The sequence below is a fragment of the Paenibacillus sp. FSL H8-0104 genome, assembly GCF_038050215.1.
Lineage (GTDB): Bacteria > Bacillota > Bacilli > Paenibacillales > Paenibacillaceae > Paenibacillus > Paenibacillus amylolyticus.
Map to the genome: position 1 here is coordinate 3,928,628 of NZ_JBBOTC010000001.1, position 16,072 is coordinate 3,944,699.

At 45.5% G+C, this 16,072-nt stretch carries 14 protein-coding genes and 1 riboswitch; of the genes, 7 read left to right on the forward strand and 7 right to left on the reverse strand.

Annotated elements, in window-relative coordinates:
• Positions 1 to 337: 337 nt before the first annotated feature.
• Both NST38_RS17440 and NST38_RS17445 read right to left on the reverse strand, forming a co-directional pair.
• Positions 338 to 547: a hypothetical protein gene (locus NST38_RS17440; protein ID WP_051447324.1), complete on the reverse strand. Its 210-nt coding sequence runs from the start codon at positions 545 to 547 to the stop codon at positions 338 to 340.
• 148 nt (positions 548 to 695) lie between these two features.
• Positions 696 to 1,973: a WD40/YVTN/BNR-like repeat-containing protein gene (locus tag NST38_RS17445; RefSeq protein WP_179087842.1), complete on the reverse strand. Its 1,278-nt coding sequence runs from the start codon at positions 1,971 to 1,973 to the stop codon at positions 696 to 698.
• A 338-nt stretch (positions 1,974 to 2,311) separates the two neighbouring features.
• On the opposite strand from NST38_RS17445, the gene NST38_RS17450 reads away from it, so the two are divergent.
• Positions 2,312 to 3,241, forward strand: a complete 930-nt coding sequence (locus NST38_RS17450; protein ID WP_036613729.1) for an L-lactate dehydrogenase — start codon at positions 2,312 to 2,314, stop codon at positions 3,239 to 3,241.
• A 272-nt stretch (positions 3,242 to 3,513) separates the two neighbouring features.
• Here the strand turns inward: NST38_RS17450 and NST38_RS17455 are convergent, their stop codons facing one another.
• The 5 genes from NST38_RS17455 to NST38_RS17475 all read right to left on the reverse strand — a co-directional run bounded on the left by NST38_RS17455 (position 3,514) and on the right by NST38_RS17475 (position 9,881).
• Complete coding sequence (locus NST38_RS17455) at positions 3,514 to 4,434, reverse strand: tyrosine-type recombinase/integrase (RefSeq protein ID WP_047843346.1); 921 nt, start codon at positions 4,432 to 4,434, stop codon at positions 3,514 to 3,516.
• Between the two features lie 99 nt (positions 4,435 to 4,533).
• Positions 4,534 to 5,613: a hypothetical protein gene (locus NST38_RS17460; protein WP_076250288.1), complete on the reverse strand. Its 1,080-nt coding sequence runs from the start codon at positions 5,611 to 5,613 to the stop codon at positions 4,534 to 4,536.
• Between the two features lie 259 nt (positions 5,614 to 5,872).
• Positions 5,873 to 7,309, reverse strand: a complete 1,437-nt coding sequence (locus NST38_RS17465) for an amino acid permease (RefSeq protein WP_076250287.1) — start codon at positions 7,307 to 7,309, stop codon at positions 5,873 to 5,875.
• A 529-nt stretch (positions 7,310 to 7,838) separates the two neighbouring features.
• Entirely contained in the window at positions 7,839 to 9,209 is a 1,371-nt protein-coding gene (locus NST38_RS17470) for an amidohydrolase family protein (protein ID WP_445933718.1), read from the reverse strand.
• A gap of 120 nt (positions 9,210 to 9,329) precedes the next feature.
• The gene (locus NST38_RS17475; protein WP_076250283.1) at positions 9,330 to 9,881 is read right to left on the reverse strand and encodes a CGNR zinc finger domain-containing protein; all 552 of its coding nucleotides are present in this window, start codon (positions 9,879 to 9,881) and stop codon (positions 9,330 to 9,332) included.
• 144 nt (positions 9,882 to 10,025) lie between these two features.
• Between NST38_RS17475 and NST38_RS17480 the strand changes: the two genes are divergently transcribed.
• The 6 genes from NST38_RS17480 to NST38_RS17505 all read left to right on the forward strand — a co-directional run bounded on the left by NST38_RS17480 (position 10,026) and on the right by NST38_RS17505 (position 16,061).
• Positions 10,026 to 10,526, forward strand: a complete 501-nt coding sequence (locus tag NST38_RS17480; protein ID WP_036673799.1) for a DinB family protein — start codon at positions 10,026 to 10,028, stop codon at positions 10,524 to 10,526.
• Positions 10,527 to 10,610: 84 nt separating this feature from the next.
• A riboswitch (FMN riboswitch) is annotated at positions 10,611 to 10,764 on the forward strand.
• Positions 10,765 to 10,908: 144 nt separating this feature from the next.
• Complete coding sequence (locus NST38_RS17485; RefSeq protein ID WP_047843351.1) at positions 10,909 to 11,889, forward strand: DMT family transporter; 981 nt, start codon at positions 10,909 to 10,911, stop codon at positions 11,887 to 11,889.
• A 321-nt stretch (positions 11,890 to 12,210) separates the two neighbouring features.
• The gene (locus tag NST38_RS17490) at positions 12,211 to 13,707 is read left to right on the forward strand and encodes an amidase (protein ID WP_076250282.1); all 1,497 of its coding nucleotides are present in this window, start codon (positions 12,211 to 12,213) and stop codon (positions 13,705 to 13,707) included.
• A gap of 135 nt (positions 13,708 to 13,842) precedes the next feature.
• Entirely contained in the window at positions 13,843 to 14,451 is a 609-nt protein-coding gene (locus NST38_RS17495) for a DUF1989 domain-containing protein (protein ID WP_076250280.1), read from the forward strand.
• A gap of 139 nt (positions 14,452 to 14,590) precedes the next feature.
• Positions 14,591 to 15,217, forward strand: a complete 627-nt coding sequence (locus NST38_RS17500; protein WP_017688112.1) for a LysE family translocator — start codon at positions 14,591 to 14,593, stop codon at positions 15,215 to 15,217.
• 82 nt (positions 15,218 to 15,299) lie between these two features.
• Positions 15,300 to 16,061 carry a YqcI/YcgG family protein gene (locus NST38_RS17505; RefSeq protein ID WP_036613709.1) on the forward strand — a complete coding sequence of 254 codons (762 nt, stop codon included), beginning with the start codon at positions 15,300 to 15,302 and terminating at the stop codon, positions 16,059 to 16,061.
• Positions 16,062 to 16,072: the final 11 nt, after the last annotated feature.

A 16,072-nucleotide genomic window follows, 5' to 3' on the forward strand; every position in this document is an offset into this window, starting at 1 on the left:
ATCATTTTGCAGTTGCATTAATTCATTAAAGTAACATTTTTTTAAAACAATTCTATTCTCTTCTGCAGCAACACATTTGTGGATGACAAAAGTTGTCCTTTGGTATCCCAAAACAAGCCATTGGTTTAATAAATACTACGTTTATCCATGTCACCTTCCTCCAAACTAAGATTCAATAAAACAATTCCACATTTTGAGTAATTTACCTTAATTATTTCTATAATAACCCATGCTGCAATATTTGCGAAGTGAATTTAAAAGCGCATACATTTCTCTCCAAATCAAAAAGAACCCTCCCGCAGGAGCGTTCTCCGTGATTGATCCGTGTATCATTAGCCTAAGCGTACATTAGATCCATATACCCGCGAGTTACATCTCCACCTTCGGCTGGTTCGGGTTGGTCTGCCTGTGCGTGTTCTGCCATGCAAGCCTTCACTGCTTCCTCTGTTGTACAACGATTCGCATCGTCACATGTGTAGCATAATTGAAGCATATATCTGGTTAATTCATCCGCCTGCGTGATTTGAGTTTGACCGTTGGTTCTCATCTTCATCACTCCTTCTCTTGTTGAGTTAAATATATCACCTTCTAACATATTTATTTGTGATTTATTTCACAAACTAAGCAAAAAAAGAAAAGGAACCCCTTAGGCTCCTCTCCTTTCTCCTATCTATTCACATCGATAACACTCTACTTTAGAGTACTTTCCAATGTCCACCGCCGTCCACCGTTTGCAATAACAACGATCTTTTGGCATCTGTATTTTCAACCAGTATCCAGCCAAGCTTGGAGGTAACCATCTGCATCTTCACAATCTCAGGATAGTCTTCGAGAATTTTCTCCAGTACACTGCTTGCAGGAAGAGCACTCCACGTTTTGCCCGCATCCTTGGTGTGGTAGGTTATGCCCTTTTGCATCGCCCAACCTTCAGATGCGTTCAGAAATACTGGTGAAAGGTTACGATTCGCACCTGTTTGTTTGTTTAAAGTGAAATTGGACAGCTTCCAGCTCTTACCGCCATCGGTGGTAAAGAATCCATTGAATGTTGTGCTCTCCCCTTGAGAACAGGACATTGACATCCAGGCTGACTGCGCTTCACGTCCAAAAAATTGTGGTGAACTAACACTGAAATTACCACACCCGTTGAATTTGTTTCGATCAAAGAAGGATGGTCCAGTATTCCAGTTCTCTCCGCCGTCTGATGTTACATACAACTTCGGTGTGCCGAACTCCAGCGCTGTTAAGAAACCATGCTTTGGATCCGAGAAAGTCATGCCCGTGGTGTATCCACGTTTGGAAATCTCTTCTGCTTCCTGTTTGCCATCTTCATCACTGGAAGACATCCGATTCCAGGTAATTCCACCGTCCTCGGTAAAGTAAAGTTTCTTGTCCTGTTTACCAATAGCGGTATCGACCGTGGTGAGAATCCAGCCTTTTTCAGGAGATACAAATGAGATCGCAGTCACTTTATCCGTCTTGGACAGAGAAGACAGACTCCATGTCACGCCCCCATTGTTGGTGCGAAGCACCATGGTATCTGTTCCACCCATACCTTCACGAACAATCCAACCGTGCGCACGATCTACAAAATAAATGCTTTGTCCATATTTAGGGTTAGCCGGAAATTGTACATTTTCCGAAGGTGAAATATTGGTCCAGGTCTTTCCCTGATCCTGAGTGTAGTACAGGCGCAGCGCATTCCGCGTCACCCCCCACGCCAATCCTCCGTTGTCATTGAGCAACTGAAAATCGGTCAAACGGGTCTGTATCTGGTACTTGGCCATGTCTGCAGATTCTGTACTATTCACAGGGGGAACGACAGTTAACGTCTGCCCTGTATTCCCGGCGTCCTCCTGCTGCTGCGGAGGTTCTGCTACCGGAGGTTGATCTGAGTCGGTGCATGCAGCCAATACAGCTGCTATACCTATAGACAGCAATGCTGTCTGCGCGATTTTAATCCATTGCGAACGCAAGTGGGTTCCACCTCTCTCATCCAATATACAGGCGCGCATGCCTGTCCTATGGCGTTTTTATTTACGATTCATCAGAATCCACTGCTCCTATTCTACCACAAACCTTATGTAAAAGGCTCATTGCCCACTCATGGTCGGCCCGCTCCCTTTTTCCAGCTCATACTCTGGGCTATAGGTCGCACATTTATTACCATTAATTTCATCCTAAACTGTTTTTCGACGGAATAATTGGTAAAAAGACATGAAATGTGAACTATTTTATAGACAACACTCGCTTTATATTCTCTAATCCCTTAATATGGATGGGAGTATAACCCAAAAAGGAGAGGATATTGAACATGACAAATAGTGCAGCTCTGAAACCAAGTCGTGTCGTGATTGTAGGCATGGGTGCGGTGGGAACAACAACGGGATACACGCTAATGTTGAGACAGCGTTCGTCCGAGTTGGTATTTGTGGATGTGAATCATGATAAAGCAACCGGCGAAATGCTGGATATGAACCACGGTCTTCCATTTACGGGAGGCGTGAAAGTATGGGCTGGCGATTATTCCGACTGCAAAGATGCAGATATCATTATTATTACAGCGGGTGCTTCCCAGAAACCGGGCGAAACCCGGATTGATCTGCTGAAGAAAAATGCAAGCATTTTCAAAGATATTATTGAGCGTATTACTGAAGTGAATTCTCATGGTATTTTACTGATTGCAACCAATCCTGTAGATATTTTGTCCTATACTTCATGGAAACAAAGTGGATGGCCTGCTTCCCGTGTCATCGGTTCAGGTACATTGCTCGATAGCGCACGTTTCCGTTACCTGATTGGTAAAAATAAAGGGATCGACCCGCGTAGTATTCACGCACACATTATTGGTGAGCATGGAGATTCCGAAGTACCGGTATGGAGCCTGGCTAACGTTGCAGGAACAGATCTGGAATTGGATGAAGAAACACAACAGGATATCTTCGACCGTACCAAAAATGCAGCGTATGAGATTATTAATGCCAAAGGAGCGACTTCCTATGCAATCGCCCTTGCTCTGGACCGCATTGTAGCTGCAATTCTCGGCAACGAAGGCTCCGTTCTGAACGTATCCACGTACCTTGAAGATTACAATGGTGTATCGGATGTTTATCTGGGTGTTCCATGTGTTGTCGATCGCAACGGTGTGCGCGAAATTCTGCCTCTTCCGTTGAATGAAACCGAAAAAGTGGCTTTCCAGGCTTCTGCTAACAAATTAAAAGAACAGATCGCTGGACTCGAGTAATTCAATCGCGCAATCATTCATATCGTGAACGATTCAGCACGTTAAAAGTTGTAAATTAAGATATCTGTCTTAGCCAAAAGGGCCATTTGTTTCTTCTAAAGAGAAGAGGCGAATGGTTCTTTTGTTTGATTTCTATTATAGGCCTATTTAGATTTCAGATATTAGTTTACATAATATTAATTATGTTTAAATATCCACCATCCAAATCAATAACAAAAAAAGCCTGTCACTTGGACAGACTACTTTTCGGATTAAATATTGGCTTTTTTCTTCTAATATGTCGGAAGTTTTACGTCCAGCAGAGCCATAGCCTCTTCTTTCTCCCTACTGGTGACGTGTGTGTACACGGTTGTTGTTTGAATCGATGCATGACCAAGCAGTTCCTGTACCGTACGCAAGTCGGCTCCACGCCGTAACATCATGGTCGCGAACGAGTGACGCAGCTTATGACTGGAGTAGTTTTGACGTTGATTGGCTGGTGATTCCTGCTGGAAGCGTTCAAAGGTTTCCGTAGATATGAGCTGGATGCTGCGAATCGACAGTCTCTTCCCTTTTTGCGAGACAAATAGTGCTTCCTCTTTTGGCCGCCAAGGATCGAGACGCTCAGCCATCGCTTGAGATAATACTTTTGCCACAGTCTCCGGTACAGGGAGTGAGCGCCATTTACGACCTTTACCAAATACATCTAATGTACGCCGCTCCGCATTATAGTCTTTGCAATCCAGAGCATGCACTTCTCCAACCCGTAATCCCATATATCCCATCAGTAGAAAAACAGCCAGATTACGTGTACGATACTTGCCTTCTACCGACTCCAGAAAACGTGTCAGCCCACTTTCATCAAGGAAAACAGGCGCACGGTTTTTCTCGGTTTTGGATTTTTTGATCCCAAACGCCGGATTATTCGTTAACAATTCGAGTTCAATGAGGGACTTGTAAAAACAGTTCACCGCCGCATGTTTGCGATTTCTCGTGGCATCACTAACCCCACGCTCCCGCGCGCGGGACAGAAAAGACAACACATGCAGCTTTTTGACCTGCTCCAGTGACTTTCCTTGAATGGAGACCAGGAATTCCACCACGTCACCGGTGTATGATTTTACCGTATGGCCTGTATATCCGGCGTCCTTCATCCATATGTGAAAAGCTTCTAGCTCGTCCGCATATTGCTCCTGAATCTCCTCGGTCATCATCTGTCTACGTCACCTCAATTCGGTTCTTTATAAATTGACTAAGATTATTTACACGGGCACTGCGATGACAGAACAACCTTCTTAAGCTGAACAGAGCCCCTAGGCTTCATCCACAATGACAACGTCAATTAGTGGAATGATCGTTTCGGGTTTGCCTTGACTGCGAGTAAGTACAAACGATGGCAATGGATTCTCGTGCAACCCATTCACGGATTCACAGATCTGAGTATACAGATCCATATGCAACGTCTCGCCTTCACCCGCCACATCAATAACAGGCCAATCATTCTGCACACAGGCAGGCCAATAAGCCAGCTCATTCGCAGGTACGATACTTAATTGCTGAATGGACGGATCAATACGGTAGATCCCTTGCCGTTCAGGTTCATCGCCCAGCTTGTCCACGGCGAGTATTCGAGCAGACTGCTCATCTGGTGCAGAATAGAGTGAATAACACCACGGAGTCACGCCCCAGGCGATCGCCATCAGCCCCTCATCCAGCAAAGTATCCGACAAGTTTCCTTCAGCAAATTGTTCGATCAGATTATGGTTACCCGGTCCTATCAGTGCCTCTACACGTTCAGCGAGTCGAGGCAGGTCAGCGAGAATAAATCCTCCTCTGCCGTAGGAGTCAAACACATGATGGTTTCTGCTCCACACAGCTTGAGATGGGGAACTCAACGACGCTGCATCTGCCGGGAAAAGCGATATATATACGGTGATAACTTGCGCATACTTAACCATTGCAAGTTGTTCTGGTTCGAGTGTACCTTCAGCAATACGAGGTGTTTTCATATGCAGGGAGATTCGAAGTTCGTATTCCCCCTCTGTAAATGCTGCCCAACTAAGATTAACAGACTGTTCAACGCCTTCAATAGATGCAATGGAGATTGAGCTATCCGGTTTCAGGTTAACAGCATACTGCACGTATGCCAGCTCCTGACCATAGATGATATTGGCATCCTGACGATTGACCGGTGAATCCAACTGTTGTGCAATGACAGATACTTTACGTCCATCCTTCAGAAGGCGCTGCGGATCAATATCTAACTGTAGGTCACCTGCACCTCCTGATTGTGAAACAACTAATTGTGCCTCTGCAAGTACGGATGAGTCAGCTAATGCAAATCCAAAAGCTGCATTTTGATGATCTGAATTCGTATGTAATGGTGTGTTCATGATACATCCCCTCTCTTATGTCTGATGGCATGTCACATCCCCAAATATATTTCATATTTGGCTTAGCCGCAACCCCGCCCCATGATTAAGTTGGTTACGTCCCTTATTACTTACCCATATATGAAGAAAATTCCAACCTTCCCCTGCTGTTATCTTCCTTTATCTTTCTATATAAAAAAAATCCCCATGCCGCTTCGCCTAAGCGATACGAAATGAGGAAAAATGAAGATGTTCTCGGTTAAAGACGTTCTCAACTAATCTATTTATCCTTTGCTCTGAAAGCACTCTCAATCCGGCGTGCCGGATTCAGATGACTGTAATGCCTTCCATACGCAAAGTAGATAATTAATCCGATGATCAACCAAGCAAAAAACGTAATCCATGTCAGCGCTGCAAGGCGTGTCATTAAGTATACACAACCCAAGGCACTCAGAATCGGAATCAGTGGCACAAGTGGAACGCGAAATCCGCGTTTGAGATCCGGGTTATTTTTACGCAATACGATAATGCCCAGACTTACAACTGCAAAAGCAAACAACGTTCCGATGTTCGTAAGCTCCGCCAAATGTCCCAACGAGATGAACCCGGAGAACAGAGCCACGATAATGCCCGCAACCCATGTCCCTACCGCTGGTGTCTGACTCTTGCCACTAACTTTGGAGAAGACAGGTGACAGCAGGCCATCACGAGACATGGAATAGAGCAGACGTGTCTGACCATACATCATGACCAGCAATACGGTCGTAATGCCGGCAATCGCTCCAAGAGATACAATCCAAGACAATCCCTTCAATTGAACAAATTCAAATGCAAACGCAACTGGATCACTTACATTCAACATGTTATAAGGCACAATCCCTGTGAGGATCAACGATACAACGATGTAGAGAACGGTACAGATTGCCAGTGACGCAATAATTCCAATCGGCAAATCCCGTTGTGGCTGCTTAACTTCTTCTGCCGCTGTGGAGACCGCATCAAATCCGATGTAAGCAAAAAATACGGTTGCTGCTCCAGCTGTTACACCTGAGATACCAAAAGGCAAAAATGGCTGCCAGTTAGTTGGCTCTACATAGAAAACACCTACACCAATGAAGATCAGCACAACAATAATTTTAATCGCTACCATGATGCCGTTCGCACGAGCCGCCTCCTTCACCCCTCGGGTAAGCAGAAAAGTGATAATTAACGTAATGACCGCAGCTGTGATGTCAAAATAGGTTCCCTTTTCCGGGCTAAACGCACTCGTTAGCGCATGGGGTAACTCCAGTCCGAATCCGGACAATAACGTTTGGAAATATCCAGACCAGCCACTGGCTACCGCCGCACTAGCAAAACCATACTCCAATATCAGATCCCATCCCAGAATCCAGGCAATAACTTCACCAAAAGCCGTATAGCTATACGTGTACGCACTACCCGATGCCGGTATGCTTGATGCAAATTCCGAGTAACACAATGCCGCGAATGCACATATGATACCTGCCAGTAAAAATGACAGTACAAGTCCCGGGCCGGCATACGTTGCGGCAGCTACACCAGTCAACACAAAAATCCCTGTGCCGATAATCGCACCTACCCCGAGTGTGGTTAAGTCCAACGGACCAAGCGCCCGTTTCAATGCACTGCTGTTATCGCCCCCGGAGGCAATTGGTTTTTTACGAAATAATGAAGATCGTTGTTTGTTCTCACGCATAGTCATGTTCCTCTCGTCATGAATCTTGAATGTGCAATATGTGCTATGGATGTAGCAGCGATTGGATGGCTTCCCATCTGTTCTATGAAAAAGTCATTTGTTCTATCTTATCGATCACCTATAAAAACCTATCGAATTCTACACGTTATCGCGTTGCTTGGTTAAATTTATTTTTGTAGATCACTTATTTTGTTCTTTTTCCGCGAAATTTATCATGATCTGTTGCACGTGGTTGAATATGAAAATGGATTTAAAACAAAACTGCGTATAATTTATATTATGCGCAGTTTTTATGAGCCTATTTTCCCGCGAAAAACATCTTTGGTTCATTGTTATCTGAAGTTAAGAAAAAGAGAGCTCTTTTCGTCTTTTTCCGCTGTATCTTCCTCCCTTATCCTGTCTAATTCCACGATATGAAGGCATGTAAAAGAGCCACATATCATTATGCGGCCCTTCATTTCTTACTATAGGTAGAGGTGTATATAAAAATACAAACTGACTTCATTTCAGGTTTTTATGAAAAAGTAAATTATGAGAAAGCAATTCTCTCTGCATCTGACATCCGGTATTGGGTTAACAAATAATCTTTGCTCTGCATCGCCGCATGACGAATCGCATCCAGATCAACATTCAACAGCTTACCCTCTCGCTTCACAAGTCTACCTGCCACAAAGACCGTATCCACGTTGGATGGATTGGCAAATTGCACAACAGCGCCGATTGGATCATGAACGGGGAACATATTCAGATCGGTGGTACGAATCATGATCAGATCCGCTTCCTTCCCTGGGGTCAACGTACCCACCTTCTGCTCCAATCCCAACGCTTGGGCACCAGCTGAAGTTGCAAATCTCAGCACTTGGCTGGACTGCAAGTTCAACTCACCAGGCATCTCACCCTGCTGCAAAAGTTGTTCATTGGCTCTGGATCGTTCAGCTTGAAGTGCGAACTTCATCTGCGAGAACATATCTCCGCCTGTAGACGTCACCACATCTACACCAAGTGTAGGTGTTCCCCCATGTTCAAGAAAATAGCCGGTGGCTGGATATCCATGCCCCATCATCATTTCAACCTCAGGTGTGACCGACAAGGAAGCGCCGCTATCTGCCAGCATTTTGTATTCATCCATGCCCATGGTGTTGCCATGAACGATATTCACCCGTGGACTTAAGAGTCCCGCTTCGTACAAGTGGCTAATCGAGCGATCCACAGATCCCCAACTGCCAAATCCGGCATGCATGGAACAGATCGCATCCAGTTCTTGTGCTAGCTCGATCTCTTTCACGGTTGTATCCCAATGACTGAACTCCGGACCACGAATGGCAAGCCCATAAGTAAGCAATTGATCCCGTGATGAAAAATAACGTTCTTTGACTCTTCTCACATCATTATTCGAATACGTGAGTTGACTATCCCGATTCCAGTAGTCCGTCTCACCAGGTAATCCGTGAGCAAATACCGCCCGAATGCCAGCATCCTGAAGTCCACGAATCAGTTCATCCGTATGGTCAGGGGAATATGGCATGCTCCAATCCATTACTGTCGTCACTCCTGCGTTAAGCGCTTCCAAGGAACCGAGCAGGTTGGCAATATAACTATCTTGTGGGCGGAGCTTGCTTCCCATCGCACCATAATAGAGATTTTGCAAATAAACTGGTAACGACCAGTTGGTTCCCGCTGTTTTGACAAGTGATTCCCACATATGCCGATGCGTGTCCACCAGCCCAGGCATAATAATCATCGATGAAGCATCAATGATCTCCGCATCCGGAATATCCAGGTCGGGCTGAACCGCCATGATCAGTGAATCCTGAATCAGAACGTCCGCCCTCTTATACTGTCCAATTTTAGCATCCATCGACAACACACAGCCATTTTTCAACAGATAACTTGTCCGCACAAGAAACATCTCCCATCTATTTTGGTTTGAAAGACGATCACATCCTGCTTACGAATCTGTACTGCTTCTGACTATTTTTTCGCTAGTATATATACATTATATAGTTATTGTTAGTATTTATCAATTTTGGAATTTGCGTTTCGCCCGAAATCTTCTGACCTTCATCAGATTGCCACACATCTTATCATCACAGTACTTCTGTGTTCTGCTTCGGGTATCATCATAGAACATCCAGCGACAATCCGAATTATCACAGATCCGAATCCTGCCGCCTTCTCCCTCCACCAAAGTCATGGCAAAATCAGCAGCTACCTCAGCCATAACCTGATGCCAATGTGTTTCTACAGCTACCAGTTTGAGTTTCAGTTCCTGATCAATTGTAGTCAATGTCCTTCTCACATGCCCTGATTCCATAACGCCGTTCAACCATTGTTTTTCTATATCCGTTAATGATGCTCCAGAAGATAAGCGGGCTCCAAGAGCTATCAATTCATTCCTGAAATTTCTCATCGACAACTCCTCTTCTGGAGATGCAGGGACAGAAGCGTTAAGTTGCCATCGTTCCAGAAAATCTTGCTGCCAGTTCGCCTTCCCAAGTCTGTCCTCCGATCGATCTCCCCCACGCCAATCGTGATAATCGCTGTTTACAAAATCGGTCCATAATCTGTCCATACATATACCTCCGTTCATGTAACCATCTAAGTAAATAAAGAAGGTTACAACTCATCTTTGATGTGTTATATTAAGTGTAACCTCATTAATCAGTTTTAGCTAGTTACATCACCTATCACAATTATACGCAAGGAGGAAAAGGCAATGACGAACACAACAGCACTAGATGTGTTACTTATTCAAAAGGATGATACTTGGGATCAATGTAATTGGATTGTACCTTTGTCGAAATCCTTGGAGGGCCTTACAGCAGAACAAGCAGCCTGGATTCCACCCTCAGGGGGATTAAGCATCTGGCAGTTGGTTAACCATATGTATTATTACAACCATCGCTTATTATGTCGCATGCAAGGTAAGGAGCCTACCCTTCCTGCTGTAGACTCCAATGAATACACATTTGGGAATCCGGGAGATGCAACGGATGCAGCTGGTTGGAATACACTGATGCAGGGTACAACTCGATTAGCCCAGCAGTTGCGAGATCAATTAGCTGCACTACAAGAGTCTGATCTTGAAGCCGCATATATGGACTCCGAAGAGAAATGGGCACACGAACTGGCTCGCTGGGTACTCCATGATGCGTATCACGCAGGCCAGATCGTGCTCCTTCGCAGACAGCAAGGAAGCTGGAAAATCGTTTTCTAAAAAAAATGCTTGAACTGCTAGCGCTTACAGGAATAAGATGAACTTATTAATGTTACAGCTTGTTCAACACACTATATAATTGAATAGGATCTTCGGGGTAGGGTGCAATTCCCAACCGGCGGTGATGTTCTTCGGAACCAGCCCGCGACTCGCTAATTGTTCTTAACGAAGGACATTCAGCGACTGACTTGGTGTGAATCCAAGGCCGACGGTACAGTCCGGATGAGAGAAGATCAACACATTGACATGCCGTTCACGGGAAGGCCTCTTTCCTGACGCATGTCCTTGGATGAGCCCCCGTTTATTTGGTATATACCAAAACGGGGGCTTTTGTCGATTTTGCCAACTGAAGATTCCGTGTTCTGACGAAGGAGTCCTGAATATGGAAAAGACATCAGCAGCATCACCTGTTTACCGCAAGGAACGAAGTAATACCGGATTCTGGCTTGTAGTTCTCGGCGCCGCCTTATGGGGTGTCGACCCACTCTTCCGCATTATTTTGCTAAATACAATGACATCCACGCAGATTGTACTGGTGGAACATATCATCGTCAGTCTTATTGCCATTCCCGTACTGTGGAAATTTCGGGCTGATCTGAAAAACCTGCGTGCTCGCCACTGGATTGCCGTGATTTTTATCTCATGGGGAGGATCAGCACTCGCAACGGTATTGTTCACCATGGCACTAACACATAACGATCCGAATACGGTGCTTTTATTGCAAAAAATGCAACCACTCTTCGCTATCGTGCTGGCTAAACTGTTATTAAAAGAAACGTTGCCACGTCGCTTCGGTGGATTGTTCTTCATAGCATTAGCAGGAACGTACCTGCTTACATTTGGCTTCACATTGCCATTAGGTAACTGGGACAACTGGATTCATGCTGGAAGCTTGTTATCCCTTGGGGCTGCTGCCTTATGGGGAGGTTCAACCGTTATGGGACGATTGATGCTGGGTCAGGCGCGTTATGAAACGGTCACCTCTCTTCGTTTTGTCGTTGCTCTCCCGCTCCTGATCTTTATGACGTGGAACGAAGGCGCAGCATGGACGTTTCCGTCCGGAACGGGTGAACAGACCGCTGTCATCCTCAACATTCTCGGTCAGGCATTGTTACCAGGTTTGCTCAGTCTTCTGTTGTATTACAAAGGTCTGTCGTCAACCAAAGCCTCTGTTGCAACTCTCGCAGAACTTAGCTTCCCGATGGCCGGTGTGTTGGTGAACTGGATTGCTTTCCGTACACTGATTACATGGGAGCAACTGCTTGGTTTTATCCTGATCTGGGTGGCCCTCTTCGCCATTTCCAGACAGCAGGAAAGATCATCAACTGCGGCCGATGCTGCACCGAAGCTGCGTACAGAGTAAGTGGATATATCTGAGGTCCACATATAAACAAATAGTCAAATATAAAATAAAACCATTGCACATCAAATTAGATGAGCAGTGGTTTTTTATTTCCATGACTCGATATTACTCGTTCATTTTCTCAATTAGTAATATGAGCTATTAACCCTGTGCTTTATTTCCATATCGCAAATGCAAATCCCCCTCTTTTCCCTCCAACCTCATAACGAGTATGCATATCATCGCACTACGATTCTTCTATGTTTTGTCTTTTGTCTAATCCGGTGGTACGATGACATATGGAATAAACAGATGAATTATATTCAGAGAGGAACGATCATAATGTCTTCATTCTCATATACCTCCTACGACGCCGTAGGTTTGGCTGAACTGATCCGATTCCGGGAAGTATCCCCGGTTGAAATGCTTGAAGCGGCGTTTGCACGCCTTGAAGAAGTAAATCCGCAACTTAATGCGGTTATTCGTACATATGAATCTCGTGCACGGGAGGAAGCCGGTTTGGTTCGACCTGGAGAACAACCTTTTGCCGGTGTTCCCCTGCTCCTAAAAGATATCTCGCAATCCTTGGAAGGTGAATTTCTGACTTCAGGCTCCCGTTTGTTCAGCGAGCATCGTGCATTGCGCAATTCCAATTTTGTCACTCGACTCCGTGATGCAGGCTTTATCTTCATAGGACATACCAATACGCCTGAATTTGGTTTGAAAAATATTACCGAGCCCCGTCTTCATGGTCCCACTCGCAATCCATGGAATATCAACCACTCTCCAGGTGGTTCGAGTGGTGGTGCCGCTGCTGCTGTAGCTTCGGGTATTGTTCCTCTTGCCGGAGCCAGTGACGGAGGAGGTTCGATTCGTATCCCGGCTTCCTTTAGCGGATTGTTTGGATTAAAGCCAACCCGCGGGCGCACACCTGTAGGACCGGGAGTTGGTCGTCAATGGCAAGGCGCATCGATTGATTTTGCCCTCTCTCGCTCGGTTCGGGACAGTGCTGCATTGCTTGATACGTTACAAGTCATTCAGCCCGAAGCTGCGTTCCATGCTCCACTCTTTCCAGGCAGTTACTTGGCTGATATGAGCTATCCACATCAACGCAAACTGAAAATTGCATACACAACGGATTCGCCCGTGGGAACACCTGTCAGCGCAGAAGCCAAAGAGTCTGTATACAAGCTCGTTCGCTGGTTGGAAGATCAAGGTCATCATGTTGAAGAAAAACTGAGTCCAGTCAATGGAGTTCGGTTGATGGAGAACTATTACATGATGAACAGCGGTGAGATGGCTGCGATGATCTCTTCCATGGAACGATCCATGGGCCGGGCTCTGACCTCCGATGATATGGAGATTGAATCTTGGGTTCTGGCTGAAGCAGGCAAAAAGGTGTCCGCTGCGGAATTTGTACATAGCTTAGCTGAATGGGATGTAGCTGCAGCCCAGATGTCCACTTTGTTCGAGCGTTATGACTTCTACGTCACACCTGTTAATGCTTTTCCTGCGCCTAAGATTGGTGAATTAACGCCTCATGACGAACAGATTCGTAACCTAATGCGGATTAGTGAATTGGACAAGACCCAGCAGCAGCAACTCATCTATGAAATGTTTGAGCCAAGTCTTACGTATACACCGTTCACCCAGCTTGCGAATCTGACAGGTCAGCCTGCGATAAGTGTACCTCTGCATATGACACCTGAAGGGTTGCCAATGGGCGTTCAAGTGATGGCAACCAAGGGACGCGAAGATTGGTTATTACATCTGGCTGGACAGCTTGAACAATCAGACCTCTGGATCGGGATGAGAGGTAATCCACTGTTCCCAGCATAAAGGCATATAATGTGGTTTGTGTTTAAATTCACCATTGGATGTTCCTGCCTGAGTAGAGTACGGCGCCATAACAGTGCATGAAAGCTTCATCTGCTCCGCATACTGAAAGCAAAAAGTAGCGGAGGAATGTGACGGATGAATACGAATCAGCGCCATAAACAGTCTTATCGTATCCCAGCCAAAACGGGATATGCCCTGAAAGTAAGCAAGGGTTCTTTACTACGCATAACGGATCTGGAGGGACAGCAAGTCATTGATTTTGTGGCATATGATGCTACGGATGCTAACCATCGCTTGGATCCCGGCGTGACAATGGACGTATTGCGTACTTATCGAATTAAACCAGGACAATTTGTATATTCCAATCAGTATCAACCTTTACTCAAGATTGTCCGTGACACCGTTGGGGTACATGATTTCTTCAACTCTGCTTGTCGTCCAGAGATGTATGAGGTGTTATACGACAAAAAGGATCACGCCAGTTGTTATCACAATCTGAACACGGCACTAGAACCCTTCGGAATCTTACCGCCGGATCAACACTATCCATTTAACCTGTTTATGAAGTCCGTTGTAGACAGTGAAGGCAAGATTGATGTTGTAGCTCCCGACTCTCGTGCAGGTGATTATATCGAGATGGAGGCATTAATGGATCTCACAATTGGGCTCTCCGCCTGTCCTTGTGAGGAAAGCTCATGCAACGGATACAACTGCACCCCTATTCAATTGGATGTGGAACTTTAACAGAATGACAAGGCCTTGACGCAGTATGAGATAAAAGTAGTTTGTTCTAATTCACTCCTTGCGGGAATACGATGACTTGTACCCATTTTCTGTGACGACTGGTACAATTCATCGAACCCGTTAAGGAGTGAACGTGTTTATGTCTGTACTGTTCAGTTATATCATTCTGGGAATATCATTGTCCGCTCCAATCGGTCCGATTAACGCCGCCCAACTCGACCGTGGAGCCCGCCACGGATTCATGCATGCCTGGATTCTAGGACTCGGAGCTATGTTTGCAGATTTGGTGTATATGCTGCTGATTTATTTTGGAGTTGCCCATTTTCTGGACACGCCGTTCATGCGCTCTTTTCTCTGGTCATTTGGCAGTTTTATTCTGATTTACACGGGAGTGGAAACGCTCTCGAAGCTAAAGCAAGGCATTCAGGGTACATCTACTGCGGAAGCAACTGTTCGAAAATCATTTATATCCGGATTTTTGATGGCCCTGTCCAATCCACTGAATATTTTATTTTGGCTTGGGATCTATGGCTCTATTCTCGCGACAACTGTGAAACATACGGATACCGCTCATTTGCTGCTCTACAGTTCAGGCATATTCATTGGTATTCTGGTGTGGGATGTCATTATGGCTGGCATGGCCAGTCGATTCCACAAACATAGCAGTGAGAATGTATTGCGCTGGATCTCTATCATTTCGGGAATCTGCCTGATCGGATTTGGTTTGTATTTTGGGTACGAAGCTGTACGTTCCATATTTTTCTGACAACAAAATCAGGCTGGACAGTCACCCAACTTCCCCCACATTAATACTGTAACGGTATCATGTGGAATGGAGTTGGGAATCAATGGCGGAGCTGTATAGTGCCGACGAAATAAACACCTTGTTTGAGCGTCTTCCATCTTGGCAGCAGGACGCTTATTCGCAATTTGGTAAAATGATCGCCGACGAAGATAATACGTATCCATGTGTACCTGGACGAATGGGATTTCTGTCAGGACATTTGAGGTACGGATTTACGTGTGACCCCCGATCTGAACATGCTGCCGAAGATATGGCCGATCTGCTTAGACAATATGGTCCTGTCTCCAGAGACACCGGTCATTACGCTTCCATGGTTGTGATCTGTGAGACGCCAAGTGATCTGAAAGATCATACAACGGTAGAGCAATATCAGACGTTATTCTGGCAAATGCTCAATCGGGTAAGTTCACACGATACCGAGCCGTGGCCGGAACATATTTCAACCGATCCTCATGATTCATCATGGGAGTTTTGCTTTGGCGGAGAGCCTTACTTTTGTTTTTGTGCAACTCCTGCACATGAACTCCGAGCCAGCCGGCATTTTCCTTATCTCATGTTTGCTTTTCAACCACGGTGGGTATTCGAATCCATTAATGACAACACCCCTCTTGGCCGTAAAATGAAAACCTTAATTCGCAAACGTCTCGCTGCATATGATGCTGTACCTGCTCACCCTTCGCTGATGTGGTATGGTCAGCAGGATAATCTGGAATGGAAACAGTATTTCCTGCCTGATGATGAGCAGACACCTTCCAAATGTCCATTCATGCGGATGAAGCAAGCCTTAGGCAAGTTGACGAAATAATCTTAAAGCAC

Bases quoted from the DNA above. Each gene is read 5' to 3' on its own strand.
- NST38_RS17450 (WP_036613729.1), top strand. From the start codon at position 2,312: ATGACAAATAGTGCAGCTCTGAAACCAAGTCGTGTCGTGATTGTAGGC.
- NST38_RS17500 (WP_017688112.1), top strand. From the start codon at position 14,591: ATGTCTGTACTGTTCAGTTATATCATTCTGGGAATATCATTGTCCGCT.
- NST38_RS17495 (WP_076250280.1), top strand. From the start codon at position 13,843: ATGAATACGAATCAGCGCCATAAACAGTCTTATCGTATCCCAGCCAAA.
- NST38_RS17490 (WP_076250282.1), top strand. From the start codon at position 12,211: ATGTCTTCATTCTCATATACCTCCTACGACGCCGTAGGTTTGGCTGAA.
- NST38_RS17465 (WP_076250287.1), bottom strand. From the start codon at position 7,309: ATGCGTGAGAACAAACAACGATCTTCATTATTTCGTAAAAAACCAATT.
- NST38_RS17440 (WP_051447324.1), bottom strand. From the start codon at position 547: ATGAGAACCAACGGTCAAACTCAAATCACGCAGGCGGATGAATTAACC.
- NST38_RS17460 (WP_076250288.1), bottom strand. From the start codon at position 5,613: ATGAACACACCATTACATACGAATTCAGATCATCAAAATGCAGCTTTT.
- NST38_RS17455 (WP_047843346.1), bottom strand. From the start codon at position 4,434: ATGATGACCGAGGAGATTCAGGAGCAATATGCGGACGAGCTAGAAGCT.
- NST38_RS17475 (WP_076250283.1), bottom strand. From the start codon at position 9,881: ATGGACAGATTATGGACCGATTTTGTAAACAGCGATTATCACGATTGG.
- NST38_RS17505 (WP_036613709.1), top strand. From the start codon at position 15,300: ATGGCGGAGCTGTATAGTGCCGACGAAATAAACACCTTGTTTGAGCGT.
- NST38_RS17480 (WP_036673799.1), top strand. From the start codon at position 10,026: ATGACGAACACAACAGCACTAGATGTGTTACTTATTCAAAAGGATGAT.
- NST38_RS17485 (WP_047843351.1), top strand. From the start codon at position 10,909: ATGGAAAAGACATCAGCAGCATCACCTGTTTACCGCAAGGAACGAAGT.